This window comes from Bacillota bacterium (genome assembly GCA_013177945.1).
Taxonomy (GTDB): Bacteria; Bacillota; DSM-12270; order Thermacetogeniales; family Thermacetogeniaceae; genus Ch130.
On the sequence record JABLXW010000008.1, the window covers coordinates 270,499 to 294,642 of the forward strand.

27 protein-coding genes, 1 tRNA gene and 1 pseudogene are annotated in these 24,144 nt (G+C 59.1%); 3 read left to right on the forward strand and 26 right to left on the reverse strand.

Annotated elements, in window-relative coordinates; translation table 11 throughout:
* Positions 1–106 precede the first annotated feature (106 nt).
* The 4 genes from HPY58_06285 to HPY58_06300 form a co-directional block, all read right to left on the reverse strand.
* Positions 107–724, reverse strand: a complete 618-nt coding sequence (locus tag HPY58_06285; GenBank protein NPV29263.1) for a ComEA family DNA-binding protein — start codon at positions 722–724, stop codon at positions 107–109.
* Positions 725–730: 6 nt separating this feature from the next.
* Positions 731–1,279: a methylated-DNA--[protein]-cysteine S-methyltransferase gene (locus tag HPY58_06290; protein NPV29264.1), complete on the reverse strand. Its 549-nt coding sequence runs from the start codon at positions 1,277–1,279 to the stop codon at positions 731–733.
* A complete protein-coding gene (locus HPY58_06295; protein ID NPV29265.1) occupies positions 1,276–3,786 on the reverse strand; it encodes a leucine--tRNA ligase in 2,511 nt (836 codons plus the stop codon). The genes HPY58_06290 and HPY58_06295 overlap by 4 nt, the downstream gene beginning before the upstream one ends.
* Before the next feature lie 110 nt (positions 3,787–3,896).
* Positions 3,897–3,971: transfer RNA gene (locus HPY58_06300), tRNA-Ala, on the reverse strand.
* Between HPY58_06300 and HPY58_06305 the strand changes: the two genes are divergently transcribed.
* Positions 3,935–4,096, forward strand: coding sequence for a hypothetical protein (locus HPY58_06305; GenBank protein ID NPV29266.1), 162 nt, complete (start codon positions 3,935–3,937; stop codon positions 4,094–4,096). The two genes, HPY58_06300 and HPY58_06305, sit on opposite strands and share 37 nt — an antisense overlap.
* A 130-nt stretch (positions 4,097–4,226) precedes the next feature.
* On the opposite strand, the gene HPY58_06310 is transcribed toward HPY58_06305, so the two are convergent.
* The 6 genes from HPY58_06310 to HPY58_06335 form a co-directional block, all read right to left on the reverse strand.
* Positions 4,227–4,403: a hypothetical protein gene (locus tag HPY58_06310; GenBank protein NPV29267.1), complete on the reverse strand. Its 177-nt coding sequence runs from the start codon at positions 4,401–4,403 to the stop codon at positions 4,227–4,229.
* A 134-nt stretch (positions 4,404–4,537) separates the two neighbouring features.
* Positions 4,538–5,599, reverse strand: coding sequence for an HD-GYP domain-containing protein (locus HPY58_06315; GenBank protein NPV29268.1), 1,062 nt, complete (start codon positions 5,597–5,599; stop codon positions 4,538–4,540).
* A gap of 75 nt (positions 5,600–5,674) precedes the next feature.
* The gene (rsfS, locus tag HPY58_06320; protein NPV29269.1) at positions 5,675–6,037 is read right to left on the reverse strand and encodes a ribosome silencing factor; all 363 of its coding nucleotides are present in this window, start codon (positions 6,035–6,037) and stop codon (positions 5,675–5,677) included.
* Positions 6,027–6,620, reverse strand: a complete 594-nt coding sequence (locus HPY58_06325) for an HD domain-containing protein (GenBank protein ID NPV29270.1) — start codon at positions 6,618–6,620, stop codon at positions 6,027–6,029. Before HPY58_06325 ends, rsfS begins: the two co-directional genes overlap by 11 nt.
* Complete coding sequence (locus HPY58_06330; GenBank protein ID NPV29271.1) at positions 6,620–6,892, reverse strand: RNA-binding protein; 273 nt, start codon at positions 6,890–6,892, stop codon at positions 6,620–6,622. Before HPY58_06330 ends, HPY58_06325 begins: the two co-directional genes overlap by 1 nt.
* A 70-nt stretch (positions 6,893–6,962) precedes the next feature.
* On the reverse strand, positions 6,963–7,586 hold the full coding sequence (locus HPY58_06335; protein ID NPV29272.1) for a nicotinate-nucleotide adenylyltransferase: 624 nt from the start codon (positions 7,584–7,586) through the stop codon (positions 6,963–6,965).
* Between the two features lie 109 nt (positions 7,587–7,695).
* On the opposite strand from HPY58_06335, the gene HPY58_06340 reads away from it, so the two are divergent.
* Complete coding sequence (locus tag HPY58_06340) at positions 7,696–9,141, forward strand: amino acid permease (protein NPV29273.1); 1,446 nt, start codon at positions 7,696–7,698, stop codon at positions 9,139–9,141.
* Here the strand turns inward: HPY58_06340 and HPY58_06345 are convergent.
* From HPY58_06345 to rplU, 8 genes are all read right to left on the reverse strand, one after another.
* Positions 9,138–10,391 carry a glutamate-5-semialdehyde dehydrogenase gene (locus HPY58_06345; protein NPV29274.1) on the reverse strand — a complete coding sequence of 418 codons (1,254 nt, stop codon included), beginning with the start codon at positions 10,389–10,391 and terminating at the stop codon, positions 9,138–9,140. The genes HPY58_06340 and HPY58_06345 overlap by 4 nt on opposite strands.
* Before the next feature lie 29 nt (positions 10,392–10,420).
* Entirely contained in the window at positions 10,421–11,578 is a 1,158-nt protein-coding gene (proB, locus tag HPY58_06350) for a glutamate 5-kinase (protein NPV29275.1), read from the reverse strand.
* Between the two features lie 24 nt (positions 11,579–11,602).
* Positions 11,603–11,890 (reverse strand): ribosome assembly RNA-binding protein YhbY, encoded by a 288-nt coding sequence (gene yhbY / locus HPY58_06355; GenBank protein NPV29276.1) that lies wholly within the window; start codon positions 11,888–11,890, stop codon positions 11,603–11,605.
* Positions 11,891–11,922: 32 nt separating this feature from the next.
* On the reverse strand, positions 11,923–12,111 hold the full coding sequence (locus HPY58_06360) for a hypothetical protein (protein NPV29277.1): 189 nt from the start codon (positions 12,109–12,111) through the stop codon (positions 11,923–11,925).
* A 45-nt stretch (positions 12,112–12,156) separates the two neighbouring features.
* On the reverse strand, positions 12,157–13,428 hold the full coding sequence (gene obgE / locus HPY58_06365; GenBank protein NPV29278.1) for a GTPase ObgE: 1,272 nt from the start codon (positions 13,426–13,428) through the stop codon (positions 12,157–12,159).
* Between the two features lie 84 nt (positions 13,429–13,512).
* The gene (rpmA, locus tag HPY58_06370; protein ID NPV29279.1) at positions 13,513–13,803 is read right to left on the reverse strand and encodes a 50S ribosomal protein L27; all 291 of its coding nucleotides are present in this window, start codon (positions 13,801–13,803) and stop codon (positions 13,513–13,515) included.
* Positions 13,790–14,218 carry a ribosomal-processing cysteine protease Prp gene (locus tag HPY58_06375; protein NPV29280.1) on the reverse strand — a complete coding sequence of 143 codons (429 nt, stop codon included), beginning with the start codon at positions 14,216–14,218 and terminating at the stop codon, positions 13,790–13,792. Before HPY58_06375 ends, rpmA begins: the two co-directional genes overlap by 14 nt.
* On the reverse strand, positions 14,215–14,553 hold the full coding sequence (gene rplU / locus HPY58_06380) for a 50S ribosomal protein L21 (GenBank protein NPV29281.1): 339 nt from the start codon (positions 14,551–14,553) through the stop codon (positions 14,215–14,217). The genes HPY58_06375 and rplU overlap by 4 nt, the downstream gene beginning before the upstream one ends.
* Before the next feature lie 384 nt (positions 14,554–14,937).
* Here rplU and HPY58_06385 point away from each other — a divergent pair.
* Positions 14,938–15,120 (forward strand): annotated as a pseudogene (locus HPY58_06385) (DUF1640 domain-containing protein).
* 516 nt (positions 15,121–15,636) lie between these two features.
* Here the strand turns inward: HPY58_06385 and HPY58_06390 are convergent.
* The 8 genes from HPY58_06390 to minC form a co-directional block, all read right to left on the reverse strand.
* The gene (locus HPY58_06390; protein ID NPV29282.1) at positions 15,637–17,343 is read right to left on the reverse strand and encodes an Rne/Rng family ribonuclease; all 1,707 of its coding nucleotides are present in this window, start codon (positions 17,341–17,343) and stop codon (positions 15,637–15,639) included.
* Positions 17,321–18,064: a DUF2344 domain-containing protein gene (locus HPY58_06395; GenBank protein ID NPV29283.1), complete on the reverse strand. Its 744-nt coding sequence runs from the start codon at positions 18,062–18,064 to the stop codon at positions 17,321–17,323. Before HPY58_06395 ends, HPY58_06390 begins: the two co-directional genes overlap by 23 nt.
* Positions 18,065–18,069: 5 nt before the next feature.
* Positions 18,070–19,971: a TIGR03960 family B12-binding radical SAM protein gene (locus HPY58_06400; protein ID NPV29284.1), complete on the reverse strand. Its 1,902-nt coding sequence runs from the start codon at positions 19,969–19,971 to the stop codon at positions 18,070–18,072.
* 152 nt (positions 19,972–20,123) lie between these two features.
* The gene (locus HPY58_06405) at positions 20,124–20,747 is read right to left on the reverse strand and encodes a M23 family metallopeptidase (GenBank protein ID NPV29285.1); all 624 of its coding nucleotides are present in this window, start codon (positions 20,745–20,747) and stop codon (positions 20,124–20,126) included.
* A gap of 96 nt (positions 20,748–20,843) precedes the next feature.
* On the reverse strand, positions 20,844–21,974 hold the full coding sequence (rodA, locus tag HPY58_06410; GenBank protein ID NPV29286.1) for a rod shape-determining protein RodA: 1,131 nt from the start codon (positions 21,972–21,974) through the stop codon (positions 20,844–20,846).
* 95 nt (positions 21,975–22,069) lie between these two features.
* On the reverse strand, positions 22,070–22,351 hold the full coding sequence (minE, locus tag HPY58_06415) for a cell division topological specificity factor MinE (protein ID NPV29287.1): 282 nt from the start codon (positions 22,349–22,351) through the stop codon (positions 22,070–22,072).
* 18 nt (positions 22,352–22,369) lie between these two features.
* A complete protein-coding gene (minD, locus tag HPY58_06420) occupies positions 22,370–23,170 on the reverse strand; it encodes a septum site-determining protein MinD (GenBank protein ID NPV29288.1) in 801 nt (266 codons plus the stop codon).
* Positions 23,171–24,055, reverse strand: a complete 885-nt coding sequence (gene minC, locus HPY58_06425) for a septum site-determining protein MinC (protein ID NPV29289.1) — start codon at positions 24,053–24,055, stop codon at positions 23,171–23,173.
* Between the last annotated feature and the right edge of the window lie 89 nt (positions 24,056–24,144).

The window sequence follows — 24,144 nt, forward strand, 5'->3', positions numbered from 1 at the left end:
AGGGTCCCCCCCGAAGGCATGAAACAAAACAAATTCCAGTAAAATACTATTCTAGGTTTTCGGCAAAATTCCTGCCGGTCCCCATAAAAATTCCTGGCCCCCCGGTTCAGATCGTCACAAGATCTTTAATTTGCTCGAAACGACGCGGGCCGATTCCGGAAACGTTCTGGAGGTCTTCAATGGAGCGGAAGGGGCCGTGGCTGGCGCGGTAGTCAACGATGCGCTGGGCGAGGGTGGGACCGATTCCCGGAAGGCGGGCATCCAGTTCTGCAGCGGAGGCCGTATTGAGATTAACCTTGCCCTGCGGCCCGGAGGTGCCGCCGGAGCCGGCAAATCCCGCTTGAGAGGGAGGAGGCATTTCTCCCTGGCGCGGGACATAAATCTGCTCTCCATCGGCCAGGAGGCGCGCCAGATTCAGGCTGTTGAGATCGGCCTGCGGCAGGGGCCCCGCTTTCTCAACAGCAGCAACAACCCGCGTCCCCCGGGGAAAATAATAGACACCAGGCTTGCCGACCGCACCCGTTACATGAACCCCGACCTGCTCGGGCGGGGATTCCGTCGCTCCCCCGGAATTTTCGCCTGCCTCCTTTTTTTCGTCAATCAAGACGGCACTGCCCGGAGAATGAGCAGCCTGCCACCGCGCGTACTTTACACCTCCGGCAAAAATCAGAGCAGCCGCCAGGATTACGAGCAGCCCCTGCACCCTGCGATCCCAAGACCACACTCCACCTCACCCCCTTTCCCTCCGTTCTAAGGAAAGAAGGCATTCTTTCAGACCCGGCCCCCCGCACCCGTAGCCGCCAAGACGTCCGTCTCCGTAAACAACCCGGTGGCAGGGGATGAAAAGAGGAAGAGGATTGGCGGCAAGAGCCTGTCCAACGGCGCGGGCGCCCCCGGGCTTTCCGCACTCCTCCGCAACCCGACCGTAGGAGCGGGTTTCCCCTGGAGGAATGGCGCGCACGACACCGTACACCCTTCTCTGCCAGGGCGTAAAGCGCCCGGCCTCAAGGGGAACCTCCTCCAGCTGCTGCGGAAAGCCCTGAAAAAAAGCAAGCAGTGCTTCCGCTGCCTGCTCGAGAATCCGGTTCTTTTCAAAGCCCGGGCTGCAGGGTCCGTTTTTTAAGGCGCGTTCGAGGCCGGCAGCAGCCTCCTCCCTGCTTCCCCAGGGCCAGCTGAAGGCCCAGAGCCCCCGGGGAGAGGCAAGAAGCCACCCCCAGCCCCAGGGTGTAAAAACATAACGGGCATTGAGGCGCTCCGGGGTGAAAGGCCTCCGGCTCACTTAACCTTCCCCGCCGCCTTCTCGCGCACCACGAGGTTAACCAGCTTGCCGGGCACGGAAATCACCCGGAGGAGCTCTTTGTCCTGGATCAGGGCGCGAACCCTCGGCTGGGCAAGGACGATCTCCTCCATTTCCCGGAGACTCACGCCAGCCGGAACCCGAAGCCGGTCCCGGACGCGCCCGTTGACCTGGACAACGATCGTAATTTCTTCCTCGGCCAGGGCCTGAGGATCAAAAGCGGGCCACCTCTCCCTGTGCACGCTCCCGGAGTTTCCTACAACCTCCCACAGCTCTTCGGCAAGGTGGGGTGTGAAGGGAGCCAGGAGTAAGATGAGATTCACGATGCTCTCCCTCAAAACCCCTCTGTTTCTCCGCTCCGGCGGAACCTGATCTACGTAGTGATAGAGGGCATTTACGAGCTCCATCAAAGCGCTCACTGCAGTATTGAAATTGAAACGCGTCCTGATGTCCTCGGTGACTTTCTGGATTGTCCGGTGGGTGGCCCGCCGCAGGTCCCGGTCCGCGGGGCTCAACTCCGCGCCCTCAAAGTTTGAACCGCCCGCGCCCCTGATTTCCGGCGCGGCACCGGTCACCAGCCGCCAGACCCTGTTGATGAACCGGAAGGATCCTTCAACCCCCTGGTCGCTCCAGTCCAGGTCCCGCTCCGGGGGCGCCGCGAAAAGGATGAAGAGGCGGGCGGTGTCGGCGCCGTAAGCCTCGATGATCTCTTCAGGGCTCACCACATTCCCCCGCGACTTGGACATCTTCGCCCCGTCCTTTAAAACCATCCCCTGGGTGAGGAGGTTGGTAAAGGGTTCGTCAACCGGAACAAGCCCCAGGTCGTAAAGCACCTTGGTGAAGAAGCGGGCGTACATGAGGTGCAGAATGGCGTGCTCCACCCCGCCGATGTACTGGTCCACCGGCATCCAGTAGCGCAGCTTTTCCGGATCAAATGCCCTTTCCCTTTCATGGGGGCTGCAGTAGCGCAAAAAATACCAGGAGGAGCAGACAAAGGTATCCATCGTATCGGTTTCCCGCCTGGCAGGCCCCCCGCAGGCCGGGCAGGTGGCGCGGAGGAATTCCGGCGCCTTCAGGAGCGGCGACTCCCCGGTCGGCTCAAATTCCACGTCGAGGGGGAGGAGCACAGGAAGATCTTTTTCGGGAACGGGAACAGTTCCGCACTCCTCGCAGTAGATGATCGGAATCGGCGCCCCCCAGTAGCGCTGCCGGGAAATAAGCCAGTCCCGCAGCCGGTAGTTGACCTGCTCCCGGCCGTATCCCTTTTCTTCAATAAAGGCGGTGATCTTCAGCCTGGCAACCTCGCTGTCGATGCCGCTGAAGGGCCCGGAGTTAACCATCAGGCCCGGCTCGACATAAGCCTCTTCCATCGTCTGGGGATCCAGGTTGCGCCCCAGGGGCTGGATCACGACCTTCACCGGCAGCCCGTACTTCCGGGCAAATTCGAGGTCGCGCTGGTCGTGGGCGGGAACGCCCATCACCGCCCCGGTCCCGTACTCCATCAGAACGTAGTTCGCAATCCAGATGGGGACCCGCTCGCCGCTCAGAGGGTTGTATGCGCAGGCTCCGGTAAAGATCCCCTCTTTTTCCGTCTCGGCCGAGGTCCTGTCGATTTCGCTCTGCAGCCGCACCCTTTCGATGAAATTCCTGATCCGGCCGGCCTCGGGCCGGCCTTTCACGAGCTCCTCCACCAGGGGGTGCTCCGGCGCAAGGACAAGGTAGGTTACGCCGTAAATCGTATCGGGCCTGGTTGTGAAAACGGGGATTTCGCTCCCGTTCTCGGCCCGGAACCTGATTTCGACTCCCCTGCTCTTCCCGATCCAGTTTTCCTGCATCGTTTTAACCTTTTCGGGCCATCCCGCGAGCTTCTCCAGGTCCTGCAAAAGGCGCTCTGCATAGGCCGTAATCCTGAAAAACCACTGCTCCAGGTCCTTCTTTACAACACCGGTTTCGCACCGCTCGCACCTGCCGCCAACCACCTGCTCGTTGGCCAGAACTGTTGCGCAGGCAGGGCACCAGTTGACGGCAGCCTTCTTCCGGTACGCCAGCCCTTTGTGATAGAGCTGCAAAAAGAGCCACTGCGTCCAGCGGTAGTAGTCGGGGTGGCAGGTGGCAACCTCCCGCGACCAGTCGTAGCTCACACCGAGAGACTTCAGCTGGCGGCGCATGTTGTTGATGTTGTCCCAGGTCCACCTGGCAGGATGAATACCGTGCTTGATTGCGGCATTTTCCGCCGGGAGGCCGAAGGCATCCCAGCCCATCGGATGCAGGACCCGGTAGCCCTGCATTGTATAAAAGCGCGCCACCACGTCTCCGATGGCGTAATTGCGCACATGGCCCATGTGCAGGTTTCCCGAAGGGTAGGGGAACATCTCCAGGCAGTAAAATTTCGGAGCAGAAGGGTCTTCGGCCACGCGAAAGGCGTCTTCCTGCTCCCAGCGCTCCTGCCATTTCTTTTCAACGAAGCGGAAATTGTACCTGCCTTCCACAACCAATCCTCCTGTAGATGCTGACGCTTCTATAAAAATTAAGCTCTCCCGCCCCCTGAAGGGACGGGAGAGAGAACTTCCCGCGGTACCACCCAGCTTGGTAAATAAACTGGTGGAGCTGGCGGGAGTCGAACCCGCGACCTCTTCCATGCCAAGGAAGCGCGCTCCCACTGCGCCACAGCCCCACGTATTTACCCACTTTCGCGAGTTAACGCCGTCTTACGTTGCCGGCTCGCCGCCGGCACTGCTCCCGGGCGAGTTCGGCCCCCGGCAGGCCCCCGGCTCGCACCCCGTCACACCGGTTCTCTGAAGGCTCCGGGTTGACCTACTACTCCCGTTCCTTGCATTTATCGAAAGCCGCAGCTTATTTGAACCTTTCCAAACCGACTCTATTATACGTGATCCTCCGCCCGCCTGTCAACAGTTGAAAATACCTCAAATCATTTCTCCGCGTCCCGGAGCTTCTCTTCCAGAGCAAGCCTTTGCCGCGCCAGGGTCTCGCTCGCCTGGCGGCAGAAATCGGCAAGCGCCGGATCCTCTTCGCCGAGAATCTCGACAATGCGCTCCAGCTCTTTCTGGAGTTCGGCGCGCCTTTTTTTGCTCTGCTTCTCCTCCATGCTTCTCCTCCCCGCTTTCTTTTATAGAGACCCCGGTTGCTCGCTGCCACATGGTTCTCGCTTCTCCCCGGATATTGCGGGACCGAAAGCCAGACTCCGACAGACTGCCTGGTGAAGCTGCCAGGCAGAACCCGTTAATGAACGAGCCTAGAGGAAGGTGGAGGCGAAAAAAACGGAACGGACTGCAGCTGAAGCTTTGGGCGAGGCTTTTTCTTAAGTATTTCCAGAAAAAGGTCTACAAGAAAGGGGTCGAACTGGGTGCCGGTGCACCGCTTCAGCTCGGCAATGGCGTCGGCCTGGGAAAAGGCGGGACGGTAAGGCCGGTCCGAGGTCATGGCATCATATGCATCGGCAATCGCAATAATCCGGGCGCCCAAAGGAATTTCCTCCCGCGCCAGCCCCATCGGGTAACCCGTTCCATCATAGCGCTCGTGGTGGTGCAGGATCAGGGGGAGCAAATTTTTCGTAAAGGTCAAAGACTGCAGGATTCCGGTTCCGATCTCGGGGTGCCTGCGAATCTCGGCGTACTCCTCGCGGGTGAGCCTGTCCGGCTTGTTCAAGATGACCTCGGAAATTCCAATCTTCCCGAGATCGTGGAGCACCGAGGCGTAATAAATCTCGGTCAGCTCTTCTGAAGAGAGTCCAAGTTCCCGACCCAGGGCAACCGCGTAGGAGGCCACCCGTTCGAGATGCCCGAGCGAACCCTCATCCCGCGCCTCCAGGGTTGCCGCAAGAGAATTAACTGCCGCAAAATAAAGCTCTCTGAGCTCATCCTTTGAGTTCTCAAAATTCTGCAGGATCTCGCGGTACTCCATCCACAGGGACCGGTACTGGCCTTTCAGGCTGCGGATCTGGCAACATCCCCACCCGAGAAACAGACAGACAACAAGAAAAACGCCCTGGACCAGGACGTTTGCAATTGAAGCAGGAACCACCGAAGCAGGAATTAAGAGGCCCCCCGGCCGAACTCCTAAACTGAAAAGCCACCCCAGCCCGGCAAAAGCCAGGCCGGACCAGAAGGCTCCCTTCATCCCCGCCGCAAAGGCAAGAACTGCATAGAGAACAAGAAAAATCTGCTGCCAGATTTCCGCGGTCTGGTATCTGAGAAAGGTCAGCAGGCCAAAAGCCAGCCATAAAACTACAAAGTCCTGGTTCCGGGAAAATTTTAAGAACGGCTTCTGCGAAAAATCCGGCAAATTCATCCCGCCTTCAATCTGGCAGATTGCCTGGCTTTATTTCGACATAAAATCCAGTTTTTCCTGCCGAATTTTTTAAGAATTGTTTAAGAATTTTGACGAAATTTCAGGGGCGTCGCCCCACAAACGTTCCAGGGCGTAGAAGGCGCGGGCCTCCCCGCTGAAAATATGAACAACAACGTCCCCGTAATCCAGCAGCACCCACTCCGATTCCGGAGTTCCCTGACGCCGGAAAAACCGGTGCCCCAGCTTCCCCAGGCGGTCCTGGATCTCCTGGGCGATCGCGGCAATCTGGGTCGCGCTCCGCCCGCTGCAGATTACAAAATAGTCGGCAACCGGAAAAATACCCCGCAGGTCGAGAATCCGGATGTCGCTCGCCTTTTTCTCTGCAGCTGCCTTTGCCGCGCAGATGGCCACTTCCCGGCCGCTAAGCAAAATCTGCTTCCCTCCCCTCTCGCACAAGGAAAAAATTCCACGCCGCAATGGTTTGCGGGTGGATTAACCTCTCCCTTTCCAAACAGTAGCGGATTGAAAAGGCAAATCCCAGCAGGAGCGCCCGATCGAGATCCCTTTCTGCAAGCTCCCGCAGGCAATCGACCCCGGGATAGCTTCTTCCCGGGGCTATTAAATCGGCAACATAAATAACTTTCTCGAGGAGGCCCATCCCCGGCGCGCCGAGGGTGTGATTGGAAATCGCACGCAGAACTTCCGGGTTATCGATCCCCAGCTCCTCCCGGACGAGGAGGGCCCCCACAGGGCCGTGCAGCAAAACCGGAACGCGGCGTTCAACCTCGTTCCTGACCAGCCCCCGCTCCACTCCGAGGCGCAGCAGTTCTTCTTCAGGAAGATCCCGCGCGTAGTCGTGCAGCAGTCCGGCCAGTTCGGCCTCCTCACGCGATCCCCCATTTTTTTCCGCAAGCTTTCCGGCGCAGTCGCGCACCGCGCAGACGTGCAGAAACCTGGCAGGCGTTAAACGAGCGCGCACCAGACCTTCGTAAACCCTTAATTTTCTTTCTCCCATCAATCCTGTTCCCGGCTGCTCTTCCCTTCCCCGCGAGGTCTCGCCTCGTTGACCGTGAGAATCCGCCCCTGAAATTCGACCCCGTTGAGAGCCTTGATCATTTTCGGGGCATCCTCATCACTTACCTCCACAAAACCGAACCCGCGGGAGCGTCCTGTCTCCCGGTCGACGATCACGCGGCTCCCGATCACTTCCCCGTAATTGCTGAAAAAGGAAGCCAGTTCCTCAGCCTTCGTCCGCCACGGAAGATTTCCCACATAGAGAGTTCGCACCACAGGCCCCGCCACCCCCGAAAATTTTGTTCCGAAGGGTAGTATGCGGTGACGGCGCGCGGAATATACTTCACAACCCCTGCTGGCGCTTCTCCCGGTAAAGCCCGTTTTGGAAGATGTAAAACTCCACGGGTTCGGGCACCAGGTATTTGATGGAAAGCCCCGTTTTTACCCGGCGCCGGAGATCGCTCGAAGAAATGCTCAACATCGGGATCTCGAGCACCGAAACCGCGCCCTGGTAGAATTCCCCCAGCAGGCTGTTCAACTGCCGGAGGTCATAGCCGGGCCTTGTTGCCGCAATAAACCGGCACATGGCAAGAAGCTCTTCAGGCTGTTTCCAGGTCAAAATCTCGAGAATCGCGTCCGCTCCCGTAATAAAAAACAGTTCCGTGCCCGCCCCGTAGAGCCGGCGAAATTCACGCACCGTATCAATCGTATAGGTAACCCCACCCCGGTCGTATTCCATCCGCGAAACCTCAAAGTAGGGATTTGAAACAACTGCAAGCAGCACCATCAGGTACCGGTGCCAGAAATCTGTTACCTCCCGCGCATCCTTGTGGGGGGGGTGTCCTGAAGGAACAAAAATCACGCGCTCAAGCCCGTATTTTTCCCTGGCCGCCTCGGCAGTCACCAGGTGGCCGTAATGAATGGGATCGAACGTCCCCCCCATGATCCCTATGCGTTGTCCCTTCACTAAAGATGCTTCTGCTCCTTTCTTCACTATTCGGGTTTTTTTCTTAAAACCCTGCTCTGATAAACCCGGAAACTCCCGGGCAAAATAAATCAAAAAGGTTGAAGAAAGAATGGATGAGGCAAAAAGAATTTTTCGGACGAAACTTCCCGCGCGGGCGCTTGGGGAGCAGCCTTCCGGCGGTTTGAAAAGAGTGCTGGGTGCAAAGGACCTCGTTGCCCTGGGGCTCGGCGCCATCATCGGCACAGGCATCTTTGTCCTGAGCGGCGTGGCTGCAGCCCGCTACGCGGGCCCCGGGATCGTCATCTCCTTTTTAGTTGCCGGGATTGCCAGCGCCCTCGCCGCCCTTGTCTATGCGGAACTGGCTGCCATGTTCCCCGCTGCAGGAAGCGCTTATACCTATACGTATGCCGCCCTGGGTGAAATCGCCGCCTGGTTCATCGGGTGGAACCTGATCCTCGAGTACACGGTTGCCTCGGCTGCCGTGGCTCTGGGCTGGAGCGGCTACTTCCTCGATCTGCTCCGCCCTCTGGGGTTGCAGCTTCCCGCCTCCTTTACAACCTCCCCCTTTGCCGGCGGAATCATCAACCTCCCCCCTGTCATTATCGTCGGAATCATTGCTTGCCTTATCAGCACGGGAACAAAAGAAAGCAGCCAGGTGAACAAAATCGTCGTTGCCCTCAAACTGGGTGCAATTCTCCTCTTCCTGGCCCTGGGATTATCCAGGTTTGACCCTGCCAACTGGCGGCCCTTTCTCCCTTTCGGGGTGCAGGGAATTTTGCGGGGGGCAGGCATCATCTTTTTTGCGTACATCGGGTTCGACGCGGTCGCCACCGCCGCCGAGGAGGTCAGGAACCCCCAGCGCAACCTCCCGCTTGGCATCATCGGAGCCCTGCTGATCTCGACCGTCCTCTATCTCGGGGTGGCAGCAGCCCTCACAGGGATGGTTAAATATGCGATTTTAGACACCCCTTCTCCGGTAAGCACTGCCCTCCTGCGCCGGGGGCTTACCTGGGCCGTGGCCTTCGTCTCGGCAGGGGCGCTGGCAGGACTGACAAGCGTTCTCCTGGTGAACTTCTTCGCCCAGAGCCGGATCCTTTTTGCCATGTCCCGTGACGGCCTTCTGCCGCCGGTTTTCGCCCGGCTTCACCCCCGCTTCGGGACGCCTGCCTTCAGCATCATGACAACCGGGGTGACCGCAGCTGCTTTGAGCAGCCTTCTCCCCATCCACCTGATTGCCGAACTCGCCAATATCGGCACCCTCTCTGCCTTCGCAGTCGTCTCGCTTGGTGTGATCATCCTCCGCTACACCCGGCCGCAGCAGCACCGCCCCTTCCGGGTTCCTCTGGCGCCCTACCTCCCCCTCCTGAGCCTCGCCGCATCCCTCTACCTCATCTTCAACCTGCCGGTCCTCACCTGGTACCGCTTCTTCGGGTGGCTCGCCCTGGGGCTCCTGATCTACTTTGCCTACGGCATCCACCACAGCACGGCGGGACCGGAGAAGGAAAACCTACCCCTCCCCCAGCCTGCAGCAAAGCCGGAGAAAAGGAAGCCCTAGGTCCGGATCTGGCCGTCCCCAAAAACAATGTACTTGACCGAGGTGAGCTCCTCCAGGCCCATGGGGCCCCGGGCGTGAAGCTTCTGCGTGCTGATCCCGATTTCCGCCCCAAAGCCGAACTGGTAGCCGTCAGTAAAGCGGGTGGAGGCATTGACAAAAACGGCGGCGGCATCCACCCTCTGCAAGAACTGCCGTGCCTTCTGGTAACTGCTTGTAACAATCGCCTCTGTGTGCTTTGTGCCGTAGGTGTTGATGTGCTCCAAAGCCTCCTCCAGATCGCCCACCACCTTGACGGCAAGAATAAGGTCCAGGTACTCCGTCTTCCAGTCCTCTTCAGTGGCAGGGATGCAGTCGGGCAGGATCTCCCGGGTTCGCGGGCAACCCCGCAGTTCCACACCTTTCGCCCGCAGCGCTTCGGCGACCGCAGGCAAAAAGGCAGGCGCCACCTTCTCGTGCACGAGAAGCGTCTCCATCGCATTGCAGACACCGGGGCGCTGGGTTTTGGCGTTCACCACAATGCGCTGGGCCATCTCCAGATCGGCGTCCTCCTCCACATAGACGTGGCAGTTGCCAACCCCCGTCTCGAGAACGGGAACCGTGGCATTCTGGACAACGGTCTGGATCAGCCCGGCGCCCCCGCGGGGAATCAGGACGTCAATGTAGGCGTTCATCTTCATCATGATGTTGACGGCTTCCCGGTCTGTTGTTTCCACGAGCTGAATCGCCCCGGCAGGGATTCCGGCGCTGGCCGCGGCGGCGCTGATCACCTGAGTGATGGCGCGGTTGGAATTAATTGCCTCGGAACCTCCCCGCAGGATGACGGCATTCCCCGCCTTGAGGCAGAGGCCCGCCGCGTCTACGGTTACGTTGGGGCGGGCTTCGTAGATGATTCCGACCACCCCCAGGGGCACCCGCATTTTCCCGATCTGGAGGCCGTTCGGCCTCGTCCACATTCTGATCACTTCCCCGACCGGATCAGGAAGAGCAATAAGGGCGCGCAAACCTTCGGCCATTTCCCGAATCCGATCTGGCGTAAGCAGCAAACGGTCGAGCAGAGCCTTGCTGAGCCCTTTCGCCCGCCCCGCCTCCATGTCAACCTCATTGGCAGCCAGGATCATTTCGGCCCGCTCTTCCAGGGCCCTCGCCATCACCTGCAGGGCGTCGTTTTTCGTCTTTGTGGAAAGCCCGGCGAGTTTATAGGCCGCCTCCTTCGCCCTTCTTCCCATTGCTTCCAACTCTGCCTGATACATGAAACCTTCCCCAACCTCCTCAAATTTCGTTAAACTTCTGGGCAACATCCCGTCCCCGAAATAACGGTCAGGTTATCCCGGTGAATCACCTCGTCGTAATCTTTGTATCCCAGAATCCCTTCGATCTCCCCGGTGTTCCTCCCTTTGATTAAATCCACAGCCTTTGAAGAGTAGTTGCTGATCCCCCGCGCCAGCTCCTTACCCTCAGGATCAACCACACTCACCACACTGCCCGCCTCAAAGGAGCCCTCCACCCTGAGAATGCCGCTGGGCAAAAGGCTTTTTCCTTTTTTAACGAGGGCATTCACCGCACCCCGGTCGACGTAAACCTTTCCCTGGATGAGGGAACCGTAAGCAATCCAGCGCTTCCGGGCCTGCATCCGGTCCTCGCGGGGAACAAAAAAAGTCCCCACCTTTTCGCCGGCAACGATCCTCTTTAAAGTGCCGGCGCGCATCCCGTTGCCGATGACAAGGGGGATCCCTGCGCCCATGGTGATCTTTGCCGCCTGGAGCTTCGTTTCCATGCCTCCCGTTGTGAAGGCAGAACCCCTTCCCCCGGCCAGGGTCTCGACCTCCGGGGTGATTTCGGAGATCTCCGGGATCAGCTCCCCCGCCCCCTCCCTGTGGGGATCGGCTGTATACAACCCGTCAAGGTCTGTCAGCAGGACCAGCAGGTCGGCGTCAACAAGGCAGGCCACCAGCGCTGCAAGCGTGTCGTTGTCACCAAAGCGGATCTCTTCCACGGCAACCGTGTCATTCTCGTTCACGATGGGAATCACCCGGTACTGAAGAAGGGTTTGAAAGGTGTGCCGGGCATTGAGGTACCGCTCCCGGTTCTTGATGTCATCCCTGGTCAAAAGCACCTGCGCCACGATGATTCCTCTGGGTGTAAAAAAATTTTCGTAGAGGTGCATTAAAACTCCCTGGCCGACGGCAGCGGCCGCCTGCTTCTCGGGAAGGGTGCGGGGAAGGCGCGTAAAACCCAGTCTTCCCAAGCCGGCTCCAATCGCACCTGAACTCACCACAATGATCTCGCGGCTTTCCTGCCACAAACCGGCCAGATCGTGGACCAGATTCTCCATTCTTTTGAGATTAAGCTGGCCCTTTTTATTGCAGAGGAGGCTCGTTCCTATTTTTACCACAATCCGCCGCGCGCGCGGCAGCATCTCTCGCGCTGAACCGTTCATCCCAAGTCGCGCATCCCTCCTGAGCTAGGGTAACTGGATCACTCCCTTCTCCCCCTGCCGGTAGAGAACCAGGTTGTGACCGATAATCTGGACGATTTCGGCACCGGTTTTTTCTTTGAGCGACCGGGCAACCTCCCTCACATCCTCAGGAGACTGGGAAAGCACACGGAGCTTGATCAGCTCGCGCGCTTTGAGAGCTTCTTCTACCTGGTGCACCAGATTTTCGCTCACTCCACCCTTCCCGATCTGAAAAAGAGGATCAAGGCTTGTTGCAAAGGCCCGGAGGAGTCTTTTCTGCTTTCCTGTCAGCATCCCTCCACCCCACTTCACCGGCCAAAAAGTGGCTAGCCCGTTTTTTCTTCCCGGCTCCGGCGGCGCCGCGATTCATAGTGAGGATTTCCCTTTTTCCACCCCCGCTCCCGCCTTTCCCTTTCCCTCACAAGCTGGCCCTCTCTGATTACAAATTCGTTGCGCGCCGTGCAGTAGTAAGTGGCCGTCCCCTGCCGGCAATTTCCGCAATCAAGGCATTCCACCATAAACCCTGCCTCTGACCTCCCAAGAATTTCTAAACCCTGACCTCAATCCTCCCACATAAACTCTATTCCCTTAATCTTTACGACATCCCCCCGCCTGATTCCTCTCCGGCGCAGCGCCTCCTCGAGCCCCATCCGGCGCAGGGCATGCTGAAGAAACCTCAACGCGCCGGGATTTTCCAGATCAAACCTGCTCACGAGGCGCTCCACCCTTTTTCCCGAAACCGTAAAAACTCCGTCTTCTTCCCGGATTTCAAAGGGAGGTTCAGCTTCCCTCATCATGACAACGCGGCCGCTTCTCTGAATCTGCGACAGAACACTCTTTTCCTCCGCCTCTTCCAGGATATTGGAGACCGCAAGCAAAAGTTCATCAATTCCTGCTCCGGTAAGTGCAGAAATGGGATAAATCTTAAATTCGGGAAATTCCTGCTCAAGCAAAAAAAACTTCTCCCGGGCCCCCGGCAGGTCCATTTTGTTTGCGGCAATTACCATCGGGCGCCTCGCGAGTTCGGGGTTGTAGAGCTCCAGCTCCCGGTTGATGACGCGGACATCCTCCCGCGGGTCACGGCCTTCGGTGCCCGCAGCATCCACAACATGAATCAGGACCCGGGTGCGCTCGATGTGCCTCAGGAAGCGATCACCCAGACCGGCGCCCGCATGCGCCCCCGCAATCAGACCCGGGAGGTCCGCAGCCACAAAGCTCTTTTCTTCGCCAATCCGGACAAGCCCCAGGCAGGGCTCAAGGGTGGTAAAGGGATAGGGGGCGACCTTTGGCCGGGCGCTGGAGATCCGGCGGAGCAAACTGGACTTTCCCGCGTTCGGAAAGCCGACCAGTCCCACGTCGGCCATGAGTTTCAGCTCCAGTTCCAGCCAGCGCTCTTCCCCCGGGTCGCCGCGCTCGGCAAAGCGGGGCGCCCGCGCCTGGGGAGTCGCGAACCGGGCGTTCCCCCGGCCCCCGCGCCCCCCGCGGGCCACCACCACCTGCTGGCCAGGCGCAACCATGTCAACGCAGAACGCCCCCCCGAGGTCACGTACCACCGTACCGACGGGAACGCGCAAAATAAGATCCGCCCCGTTTTTTCCGTGCTGATTTTTCCCTCTGCCGTGTTCGCCCCGCTCCGCCCGGTAGTGCTTCTGGTAGTGAAAATCGATCAGCGTCCGCAGGTTCGGGTCGGCGATTAAAACAACGTTCCCGCCGCGCCCCCCGTCTCCACCATTGGGCCCTCCGGCAGGAACGTATTTTTCGCGCCGGAAGGAAACCGCCCCGTTTCCTCCGTCACCTGCTTTAACGTAGATTTTTACGTAATCGTAAAACATCCTTCGACCCCGTCTTCATAACCAGACCTGAAACCGGCCTAAATGACAACAAACCCTGGTCCTTGGACCAGGGAAGTTTTTTTCTTACATGACCGCGGCTTCCGGGTAAACGCTTACCTGCTTTCGGTTTTTTCCTTTTGCCTCAAACCGCACGTACCCATCGATCAAAGCAAAAAGAGTGTCGTCCTTCCCGCGGCCGACGTTCCAGCCAGGATGGATCTTCGTTCCCCGCTGGCGGACGATGATGTTGCCCGCGTTCACGTACTGGCCCGCATACTTTTTCACTCCAAGCCGTTTTGCCTCGCTGTCCCGGCCGTTCCGGGAGCTGCCCACACCTTTTTTATGGGCAAACAACTGCAAATCAAACCTCATCATGACCACGACACCTCCTTACCTCAACATACTTGCGGTATCCAAGCGCAATCCCTCGCAGTCCCATTTCGAGGGTTTCCAGAATGATCTTCGCCGCCTCCCGGTCCCTTTCCCCTAGAGAGTCGGGAAGCATCACCTTTAAAAAAACATTCCCTCCTTTTCCCCGGGGGGACTTCGGAGCAATCTTCGGGGCCCTGCTTTTTCCGGTTTTGAAGAGAAGGTTTGCCTCTTCTGGCCCCGCCTCCACCTGGGGCGGCCGGGTGAGAAACTCCCTCAAACCCAGAACCGCCGCCTGCACCAGGGCCGAAACTCCTGCACAGACAATATCCTGACCTCTGGGGGCATAACCCGCGTGCCCCTCCACCAGAAACCCCTTGATTTCTCCTGCTTCATTCTCAAAAATTCTGATGCGGATCATGAGCCCGGCGCCTGCTGCGGTCCCGGTGCTGTAATTTCATCTATTACCAGTTCTGTGTAAAGCTGGCGGTGGCCCCTTTTCCTCCGGTAATTCTTCTTCGGCTTGTACTTGAAGACGACGATTTTTCTGGCCTTCCCCTGGCTTCGAACGGTTGCCGCAACCTGAGCCCCTGGTACAAGGGGATTTCCTACCAGCAGCTCTCCATCGCGGGAAACAGCCAGAACACGGTCGAGAACCACCTTCTCCCCGGGGGAGAGATCCAGCTTTTCGACCCGGATGACATCCCCCGCCTGAACCCTGTACTGCTTGCCTCCGGTCTCAACGATTGCGTACACTTGCCTTCCTCCTTCCGCCGGAGCCCGGGCGGCACCGCCCTCCGGTGCGCTTGAACCCGCCCCGCGCGCTCGAAAGATGCTGCTACAAGCGCATTTTAGCACCTCTCCTCCTTCCTGTCAAGCAAAGCAAAGAGCTAAAAGCCGGTTCCTTGATTGCCTTTCCCATCTTTTGGTGTTATAATGGGAGCGGAGGGGAAAGAGGTGAGCGCCATGCCTGAAGAAATCGCCAGGGAAACCGCCGCAGGAAGCGAGCAGCCGCCCCGCGGCCTGGCTTCTCCTGAATTTTTCTTCCTGCTTCAGCGTATCGACCGGCTCGACGAGAAATTGAGCGCCCGGATTGACCACCTGGAAGAGAAGCTGGACCGGGAAGTGAAGGCGCTGAGCGGGGAGATAAGGGCCCTGGACGAAAAGCTGTGCGGGGAAACAAAGGCTCTGGATGAAAAGCTGAGCGGGGAGATAAGGGCACTCAGAGGAGAAACAAAGGCTCTGGATGAAAAGCTGAGCGGGGAGATAAGGGCGCTCAGAGGAGAAACAAAGGCTCTGGATGAAAAGCTGAGCGGGGAGATAAGGGCGCTCAGAGGAGAAACAAAGGCTCTGGATGAAAAGCTGAGCGGGGAGATAAGGGCGCTCAGAGGAGAAACAAAGGCTCTGGATGAAAAGCTGAGCGGGGAGATAAGGGCGCTCAGAGGAGAAACAAAGGCTCTGGATGAAAAGCTGAGCGGGGAGATAAGGGCGCTGAGCGAAAAAGTAAACTCCCGGATCGGGAGTTTAATGCTCTGGGTGGTCGGTGCGGTAATCACCCTGATTGCCGGATTTGCCGGGGTGATCGTGACGCTGGCGATAAAGTAGAGATAAAGCAGACCTGTAGAGCAGGGCGGAGGGAGAAAACCTCCGCCTCGCATTTTTCACAGGGCCAGCTTTCGGCCCCCTCTCCCGGATTTCCGATGACAGGTCGCCGGGGCATGTTATCATTCAGGTAAGGGCCGGGTTCTCGCGGGCCTGATGGAAAAGCTCAAAAAAGCGGGCACTTCCTCAGATGAGGAAGTGCTCCCAGCTCTGCTTTTTCAAAAAGTTTCCCCCCGGCTAGCGGGACCGGTTCCCGGGGTTCCGCAAAATCCGCGCCCTGGCATAGGTGCGGAAGACCTTGACGATTTCCAGGAAAGCCTCCTCCCCCACCAAGTCCCGCCCCTCCTCCACATCGATAATATACCCGTCGAGCCGGGCAATCCCGTCCCTGGGGTTTGTGGCGTGGGGCTCCTCAATCCTGGCCTCGAGAATCTGGCCGACCTTTACAGGCGCAGAAAGGAGGGCCGCCTCCCGCCGGTTTGCAATGCTCTTGATATGGGTTTCTTCGAGATGGAGGGACTCCACCCCCTTGACAACGATCTGCTTGCCCGTTTCTTTTTCCAGCTCCCGCAGGCGGCTTCCCCCTCCCCCGATGAGAAAGGCGGCTACACTGGGGTGCACCTCTACCAAAAAGGCGGGATCCGGGCTTTTCTGCGCAAGCATCCTCAGTTCTTTCGCGGCCTTCAAACTTACCGTTTCCTCGGAGAGCACCCTCCCCTTTCCCTCGCAGTAGGGGCAGGGCTTTTCCAGCAGGCTGCTCAGGCTTGGCCTGACCTTTTGCCTGGTCAGCTCAACCAGCCCCAGCTGGGTCAGCCCCAAAACGTAGGTGCGGGTTTTATCTTTTTTCAGCTCCTCCTCGAGCCGCCTGAGAACCTCCGCCTGGTGCTCCGGAGACTCCATGTCGATGAAATCGATGATGACGATGCCCCCCAGGTTCCGGAGGCGCAGCTGGCGGACAATTTCCTGGACCGCCTCCAGATTCGTCCGGAAAACGGTCTCCGCAAAGCTCCGGCTCCCCGTATACTTCCCGGTATTGACATCGATCACCGTGAGCGCCTCGGCCTCGTCAATCACCAGGTAGCCTCCGCTCCGCAGCCAGACCTTGGGGCGCAGGGCGCGCGTAATCTCCTGCTCCAGCCCGTACTCCTCCCAGAGGTCCGTTTCCACCAAAAAAACCCTGCTCCGGAGGTGGGGAGCGACCACCTCGAGCAGCTCCAGGACCTTTTCGTAAGCCTCCTGCTCGTTGATGAGCAGCCGGTCCACATCGTCGCCGAAGAGGTCCCGCAGGACCCAGGAGACGAGTTCAAGCTCCTGGTGAATCAGGGCAGGAGCCGGGCTCCGGCGGGCCTTTTCCTGAATCCGGTTCCAGAGTTCGTACAGGGCGAGCACATCCCCCTGCAGTTCTTCCCTGCTGATTCCATCGGCAACCGTGCGGACAATCAGCCCCATCCCGGGGGGGCAAACCTTTTCCGCCAGGGCCTTGAGGCGCTCCCGCTCGCGCTCCGTACCGATCCGCCGGGAAACCCCGATGCACTCCATGCCGGGGAGGAGGACCACGTAGCGGCCCGGCAGGGTCAGCTGGGTGGTGACCCGCGCTCCCTTCGTCCCAAAAGGCTCCTTGACCACCTGCACCAGAAGCTCCTGACCCTCCTGAAGGAGGTTTTCGATGGCGAGGGAGCGCGCGCCCTTCTCGGGGGCCAGTTCCGGGGCGCCCGGGACATGCTGGACATCTTCCACGTAGAGAAAAGCATTGCGCTCCAGACCGATGTTCACAAAGGCGGCCTGCATCCCGGGGAGAACATTTTCAACCCTCCCCTTGTAAATGTTCCCCGCCAGCCGCATTTGAAAGGAGCGCTCCAGATAAACCTCCACAAGCCGCCTGTTTTCCAAAACGCCGACCTTTGTTTCTTCTTTTGTAACGTCAATCAAAATCTCCTTTAACATTTTCCTGCACTTTCTCCTTTTCCTGATCAAACTGCAAAACTTCGCCCAGGGGGGTGACCAGAGCCCCGCGCTGCTGCCGGAAAAGCCCGACCCGCGTTAACTGGGTGGAGAGCGGGGGGCCGGGAACAGCGGCCTTTTCCCAGAGAACCTCCAGCACCTCTCTGAGCGGAATCTCGCGGGGGCCGAGGTGCACCAGCAGGTGGAGGCAGGGATTTTCCCCGAAGACGAGCCTTCCCCCTTTCACCCCGGCCTTGACATCAACAATCCTTTCCTTTCCGGCCCGCCTGTACAGCCAGGGCCTGGGGTCCTCCGTCAGGTCACGAACTGCCTGCCCCCAGGCCCCCGGCTCCGCCTGGCAAGGAGAAAGGACAATCTGGTACCAGGCGCAGTCCAGCAGCCTGCCCAGCCCGGGCGCCCCCGGCGGAAGCGCCGCGATCTGCCGCGCCGCGAGACCTGCGGGAAGCTCCCGGGCAAGGCGCGAAAAGATCTCCCGCAGCGGAAGCTCCTGCTCCAGCTCAAAGTCGAGGTACTCCCGAAGCCCCGCCACCCCGACGGCCAGAGGGGGGCCGAAGGAGACCCGCGGGCGGGGGTGAAAACCCCCGGTGTAGGCCAGCGGCAAACCGGAGCGCCTGAAGGCCCGGTTGAAGCTGCGGAGCAGTTCCAGGTGGGAAAGAAACCTTGCGAAATCCCGTTTTGCGTACTCAAGCCGGTACTTCGGCACCACCCTCATCCCCTGTCTTCCGTTCCTGCCTCCCGGGCTTCGACTCGCCCGGTTCTTCCTGTCAAAACAGGAGCCACGCCAAACGCAAAGCAAACCCCGCACCCTGCACAGGCGTCGTCACGGCAGTCCGGGGTCGGGAGCCCGGCAAGCGCCCGCCTGTGCTCCCGCACCAGAAAATCCTTTTCAATTCCGGAGTCGATTAAATCCCAGGGGAGGGTTTCATCGTAGGCGATCCGGCGTCCGGCGTAGAATTCGGGATCGAGGCCAACCGCCCGGAAGCTTTCCTCCCACAGCGGGAAGCGGAAGTTTTCCGTCCACCCGTCAAACCTGCAGCCCCGGCGCCACGCCTCCACCAGAACCGGGGCGAGCCTGCGGTCCCCCCGCGCGAAAACGGCTTCCAGGAAGCTCATTTCGATCTGGTGCCAGTGGTAGACGGCCCCGCTCTTCCGGACGAGGCTTCGCAGGAACCGGTGCCTTTCCTCTAAAGCGGCGCGGGGCAGCTGCCCCTCCCACTGAAAGGGGGTATGGGCTTTCGGCACAAAGGATGAGGCGCTGACCGCAAGCCGAACCTTTTTCCTCCCCCTAAAGACCTCCTGCGCGATCCGGCGCGTCTTTCGAACAAGATCCCCGATCCCTTCAAGGTCCGCCTGCTCCTCGGTGGGGAGGCCCACCATAAAATAGAGCTTGACCGCGGACCACCCGGCCTCAAAAGCGGTTCTCACCGCCTCCAGAAAATCGGCCTCGGTAACCCCTTTGTTGATCACGTTTCTGAGCCGCTGGGTCCCCGCCTCCGGGGCAAAAGTCAGACTCTTCCTTCTCTCTCCCGGAAGGCCGCGGGCAACCCCCACACTGAAAGAGTCTACCCGGAGCGAGGGCAGGGAAATCCCCGTGCGGGACGGGCCGCACTTCTCCCGCAAAAGGGGCAGAAAATCTCCTAAACCACTGTAATCAAGGGTGCTTAAAGAAACAAGAGAAATTTCCTCGTAGCCGGTGTTCTTCAAGATCTCCCCCGCCTGGCGGAGCAGGGCCTCCGGGGTCCGCTCCCTCACAGGGCGGTAAATCATCCCGGCCTGGCAAAAGCGGCACCCCCTTGTGCACCCCCGGAAAACTTCGAGCATGCCCCGCTCGTGCACCGCCTCCGCGAGGGGAACCACGGGTGCGGCCGGGTAGTAGGCGGCGTCCAGGTCCCGCAAAAGGCGCCGCCTGACGCGGGGGGGCGCCTTGGGGTGCACCGGCTCAAGCCTGGAAACCCTCCCCTCCGGCGTGTACTCAACCCTGTAGAAACCGGGTACGTAGACGCCCGGGACCTCCGCGAGCTTCTCTAAAAGGGCCTCCCGCTTCTCCGTGAAACCGCCTTCTTTGGCCCTCTTCACCACCTCCAGGACCTCCAGGAGGGCCTCTTCCCCTTCTCCGATCACCAGGGCGTCGAAAAACGGGGCAACCGGCTCCGGATTGAAGGCAACAGGCCCCCCTCCGATCACCAGCGGGTGGAAGCCGGTGCGCTCACCTGCAAGCAGGGGAATGCCTGCAAGGTCCAGCATATTCAAAAAGTTGGTGAAGGTCAGTTCGTACTGCAGGGTAAAACCAATTACATCAAAGTCTGCCAGGGGGCGGTGGGACTCCAGGCTGAACAGGGGGAGGCCGCGCCGTCTTAATTCCTCCTCCAGGTCTCGCGCCGGCGCAAAGACCCGTTCCATCAGGTAGTCCGGCTGCGCATTAACCAGTCCGTACAGAATGTGAAGCCCTAAATGGGACATCCCCACCTCGTACAGGTCCGGAAAGGCAAAGGCCATTTTTACCGCGACCTCGTTCCAGTTCTTTTTCACCGCATTCCACTCCGTCCCCAAATAGCGGGCAGGCTTCTTGAGGCGGGGGAAGACCTCGCCTGTCAGGATCTGTTCCAGCATTTTGGCCCTACCTCCTGAACCTATTTTACCTTATTTTAACCAAAGCCAGTGCTTTTTTCTGTCAAATTAAATTTTCTGTCAAATTAAAAAGGAAAGGCCGCCTCAGCAGGCAAGCCGCAAAAAGCTGCCTTACTTTCTCCGGCCCCTGTCGGCTACGGCCGGTGCTGGAGCTGGAGGATCGGGTCCACCAGCCGGTTTCCCTGCCGCAGTTCAAAGCGAAAAAGGGTGCCTCCTGCAGTGCCGATCACCTGGCCCTGCACCACTTCCTGCCCGAGGCGCACCCCGATCCTGCCGAGCCTTCCGTAAAGACCGGAGATCCCGCCCTCGTGCTCGATAATCACCACTTTCCCCAACCCTTCCACCTCCGCGACCCGGATCACCCGGCCGGGCAGGACGGCTCGCACAAGAGCCTCCTTCGGAACCGCCAGCTCGACCCCCTCGTGAAACCGCGGCCAGCCGCTTCTGTCTTCCTGCCAGCCGAATCCCCGGACAAGGCGCCCCGTAACCGGAAGATCAGGCAGCCGCGCCGGACTCCCGCTCACCGGGCGCGGCTCAGAAACCTGGACTTCCAGGCCCCGGCGCAACCAGGCCGCCCTGGCGCGGGCCGCAAGGGTGGAAAAATCATGATTCTTTGTGAAGTCCTCCGTCAGGAGATATTCCACCCCCTGCCGGACGAGGCGGGCAGGGCTCCCCTTCCCCTGGGCAAGCCCCCAGATCAGCCCGCAGATCAGCAGGGCGAAAAGGCTCCGGCAAAAAAAGCTTTTGACTCTCCTCACGGAGAAAATCCCGCGCGGGCAACCCCCTCCTCTCATCCACGACCACTCCCCTCACAGTCCTATAGGTTATATATGGCCGCGGCTGGAGGAATATAACTAAAAAAGGATTTTCTCCCTTCTCATGTGAACGTTGAGAATCAGTCCCAGCGCAATCATATTCGTCAGCATAAAGCTGCCGCCGTAGCTCAGGAAAGGCAGGGGGATCCCGGTGATCGGCATCAGGCCGATGGTCATCCCGATATTTTCCAAGATATGGAACAACCACATCGAAACGATCCCTCCCGCAAGTAGCCTTCCGAAAAGGTCGCGGGACTGAAAGGCAACCTGAAGCGTCCGGTTGAGGAGGTTGAAGTAAAGAAAAAGCAGGAAGCTCGCCCCCACAAAACCGAGTTCTTCTCCGACAACGGAAAAAATAAAGTCTGTGTGGTGTTCCGGTAAGAAATTCAGCTGCACCTGGGAGCCCCGGTACAAACCCTTTCCCCAGGGCCCGCCGGAACCGATCGCCACCAGGGACTGAATGATGTGGTAGCCCGCCCCCTGCGGGTCCCGGTAAGGGTTAATGAAAACGACAAGGCGCGCGATCTGATATTCCTTTAAAGGAAGGGGAAGATGGAGAGGAGAAAAGTGAAGGGCAAGGGCGAGCGCAAACGCGGCCAAACCCCCGCCCAGCAGACCGAAAAGCAGAAGCGGCCGCGCTCCCGCAAGAAAAAGCATTCCGAACAGAATGGCGACAAAAACCAGTCCCGTCCCCAGGTCGGGCTGGGCAAGCACCAGCAGCAGGGGCGCCGAAAAATAGAGAAAGCAGGGAAGGAGATCCCGGAAGCGCTGGAGTTCCCCCTGGCGCCTGACAAGATAAGAAGCAAAACAAACTACCATCAGGATTTTGCCGAATTCTGAGGGCTGCAGGAGAAAGGGGCCCAGGGAGATCCACTGCCGCGCCCCGCGCGAAGCATGCCCGATGAAGAGGACGGCAGCCAGGGAAACGATCACAAGTCCGTAAATAACGCGCTCAAAGCGCAAAAGTTTCGCGTAATCAAAAGAAAGCATCACGAACACCGCAACCAGGCCCAGGCCGATCCACAGGATCTGCTTCTTGACGTAAAAAAGGGGATCGGTCCCGATGTTCGCGGTGGCACTGCTTAAAATTAAAAGGCTCAGCCCCAGGATCAGGAGGACTACAAAAAGAAAGGTGTAATCAAGGCTCTTAAGCAGGCGCCGGTTCAGCATGAAAATGCCTCTCTCTCTTCAGCCTGGCCCCTATTATAAATCATCGCCAGGGTTTCGTCCATCCCGGCAGGGCTGGAAAGAAGAGAGAAAAAACTTCAATGCTGCTGGGGAGGGAGCCGCTTCATCTTGAGGACCGGGATATTTGCAACCAGAGCAACGCTCCCCTGGCCGCGGTGGAGGCTGATTTCCGTTGCCGCTTCATCAATTACCAGGTATTCTGTGACAACTTTCAGGAGGTCGGCGCGCAGGTGCTCCAGCAGCTGAGGAGAAACATCCAGGCGGTCGTGCATGAGCACAAGGCGAAGCCGCTCCTTTGCAAGATGCTTGCTCGGCCGGGAGGCCTCCCTCCCGAACACCCGCTGCAAAAGCTCCAGCATTGAAATCCCTCCCCGCTCTCAACCGGTTCGGAGCCCAAGGATCCGCTTCAACCGGTCCATGAAACTCCCATCCGCCTCTAAATCCATAAACGGCACCTCCTCACCGGCGATCCGGCGCGAGATGTTGCGGTAGGCTGCTCCCGCCCGGGAATTAACGTTGAGCACCGCCGGTTCGCCCCGGTTCGTGGAGATGATAATCGTTTCATCCTCAGGCACGATCCCCAAGAGGTCGATCGCCAGATGCTCGATAATGTCTTCGATATCCAGCATATCCCCCCGCTTTACCATCCGGGGCCGGATGCGGTTGATGATCAGGAGGGGGTCCCTCAATTCAGAGGCTTCCAGGAGGCCGATGATCCTGTCCGCATCCCTTACTGCCGCGACTTCAGGGGTCGTCACCACAATCGCTTTGTGCGCGCCTGCAATGGCGTTGCGGAACCCCTGCTCAATTCCGGCAGGGCAATCTACAATCACGTAATCACTTTCCCTCTCAAGTTCCTGGCAGAGTTCCCGGACCTGCTCGGGAGTCACGGCAGTCTTGTCCTTGGTCTGGGCAGCAGGCAAAAGAAAGAGGCTTTCGAAGCGCCGGTCCCGGATTAAAGCCTGCCTCAAACGACAGCGGCCGTGGGCAACGTCAACAAGGTCGTAGACAATCCGGTTTTCCAGCCCCATGACAACATCGAGGTTCCGCAGTCCGATGTCGGCATCCACTAAGACAACCCGGTAGCCCATCATTGCCAGAGATGTACCGATGTTCGCGGCCGTTGTCGTTTTCCCTACCCCACCCTTACCTGACGTGATAACCAAGACATCCCCCATTTAAGATCCCCCTTTACCTTGTTCCCTTGAATACCGATCATAACCGGGCTGGTACTGCTCGATGATTACAATTCCGTCCTGAACGCGGGCAATCTCGGGTTGATGGGGCGGCATTGAAAAATCACCCTCAGGGGCGCGTGTGATATAACCTGCGATCCGGAGCTGGGAAGGTTCGAGTCGAAGGGCCGCAACCACCGCTTTCTCGTCCCCCAGCGCTCCGGCGTGGGCAATCCCCCGGAAGGTGCCCATGACAATAATGTTTCCTCCCGCGATCACCTCTGCCCCGGGGTTCACGTCGCCGAGCACCACGATATTTCCCGGGTAATACACCCGCTGCCCGGAACGGATCGTCCGCTGGACGAGTATTGTCTGCTCCTCCGAAACGATGTCGGCACGGGGACCCCGGGGTGCCGCCCGGTAGCAGGCTACAGGGATGTCATCCTTTGCGGCCTGGTTTGCCTCTGCGCCCCCTCCCGGGCCCTCTTCACCCCCTCCCTTTTGCTCGCAGCTTTCAGGCATCCTTTCTCCCAGGTAAGGATGCCGCTTGCTGTGCTTTTTTTTCTTTTTCCGGCCCTGCCGCGCTTCCTCTCCCACCCTTTTCACCTCCCGCTCACGCACCGGCACCTCTTCCTTTCGTGCGGGCCCTGTAATAATTCTCCGCAGCTGCAGGTTGTTCAGGGCAAAAACCTCTTGCAAACGCTCCAGCTGCTCTGACTGAAGATCCCGGGCGCCGAGGTCCACGCTCACCGCAGACCCGGCAAGAAAGCCGTCTGCCGCCGCGAGCTTCTCCATTAATTCCTTTAAAACAGCCTGAAAATTGCCTTCGGAATTAAGGACAACCGTGAGACCGTCACGGTTCCCCCTGAACTTCACCAGCTCTCTCATTCCCGGCCAGCTGCCCCTCCAGTCCTTTCTTTCGAGACCATAATTTCTACCTCCTTCCTTTTGATTCCTGCTGTAAAGAAGAAAAAACG

What these genes read in the sequence shown, in the direction of transcription:
- HPY58_06305 (NPV29266.1), top strand. Translation starts at nt 3,935, where the DNA reads ATGCCAAGGAAGCGCGCTCCCACTGCGCCACAGCCCCACGTATTTACC.
- HPY58_06310 (NPV29267.1), bottom strand. Translation starts at nt 4,403, where the DNA reads ATGGAGGAGAAGCAGAGCAAAAAAAGGCGCGCCGAACTCCAGAAAGAG.
- HPY58_06325 (NPV29270.1), bottom strand. Translation starts at nt 6,620, where the DNA reads ATGGGAGAAAGAAAATTAAGGGTTTACGAAGGTCTGGTGCGCGCTCGT.
- HPY58_06340 (NPV29273.1), top strand. Translation starts at nt 7,696, where the DNA reads ATGGATGAGGCAAAAAGAATTTTTCGGACGAAACTTCCCGCGCGGGCG.
- HPY58_06345 (NPV29274.1), bottom strand. Translation starts at nt 10,391, where the DNA reads ATGTATCAGGCAGAGTTGGAAGCAATGGGAAGAAGGGCGAAGGAGGCG.
- proB (NPV29275.1), bottom strand. Translation starts at nt 11,578, where the DNA reads ATGAACGGTTCAGCGCGAGAGATGCTGCCGCGCGCGCGGCGGATTGTG.
- yhbY (NPV29276.1), bottom strand. Translation starts at nt 11,890, where the DNA reads ATGCTGACAGGAAAGCAGAAAAGACTCCTCCGGGCCTTTGCAACAAGC.
- obgE (NPV29278.1), bottom strand. Translation starts at nt 13,428, where the DNA reads ATGTTTTACGATTACGTAAAAATCTACGTTAAAGCAGGTGACGGAGGA.
- rpmA (NPV29279.1), bottom strand. Translation starts at nt 13,803, where the DNA reads ATGATGAGGTTTGATTTGCAGTTGTTTGCCCATAAAAAAGGTGTGGGC.
- HPY58_06375 (NPV29280.1), bottom strand. Translation starts at nt 14,218, where the DNA reads ATGATCCGCATCAGAATTTTTGAGAATGAAGCAGGAGAAATCAAGGGG.
- HPY58_06390 (NPV29282.1), bottom strand. Translation starts at nt 17,343, where the DNA reads ATGTTAAAGGAGATTTTGATTGACGTTACAAAAGAAGAAACAAAGGTC.
- HPY58_06400 (NPV29284.1), bottom strand. Translation starts at nt 19,971, where the DNA reads ATGCTGGAACAGATCCTGACAGGCGAGGTCTTCCCCCGCCTCAAGAAG.
- rodA (NPV29286.1), bottom strand. Translation starts at nt 21,974, where the DNA reads ATGCTGAACCGGCGCCTGCTTAAGAGCCTTGATTACACCTTTCTTTTT.
- minE (NPV29287.1), bottom strand. Translation starts at nt 22,351, where the DNA reads ATGCTGGAGCTTTTGCAGCGGGTGTTCGGGAGGGAGGCCTCCCGGCCG.
- minD (NPV29288.1), bottom strand. Translation starts at nt 23,170, where the DNA reads ATGGGGGATGTCTTGGTTATCACGTCAGGTAAGGGTGGGGTAGGGAAA.
- minC (NPV29289.1), bottom strand. Translation starts at nt 24,055, where the DNA reads ATGAGAGAGCTGGTGAAGTTCAGGGGGAACCGTGACGGTCTCACGGTT.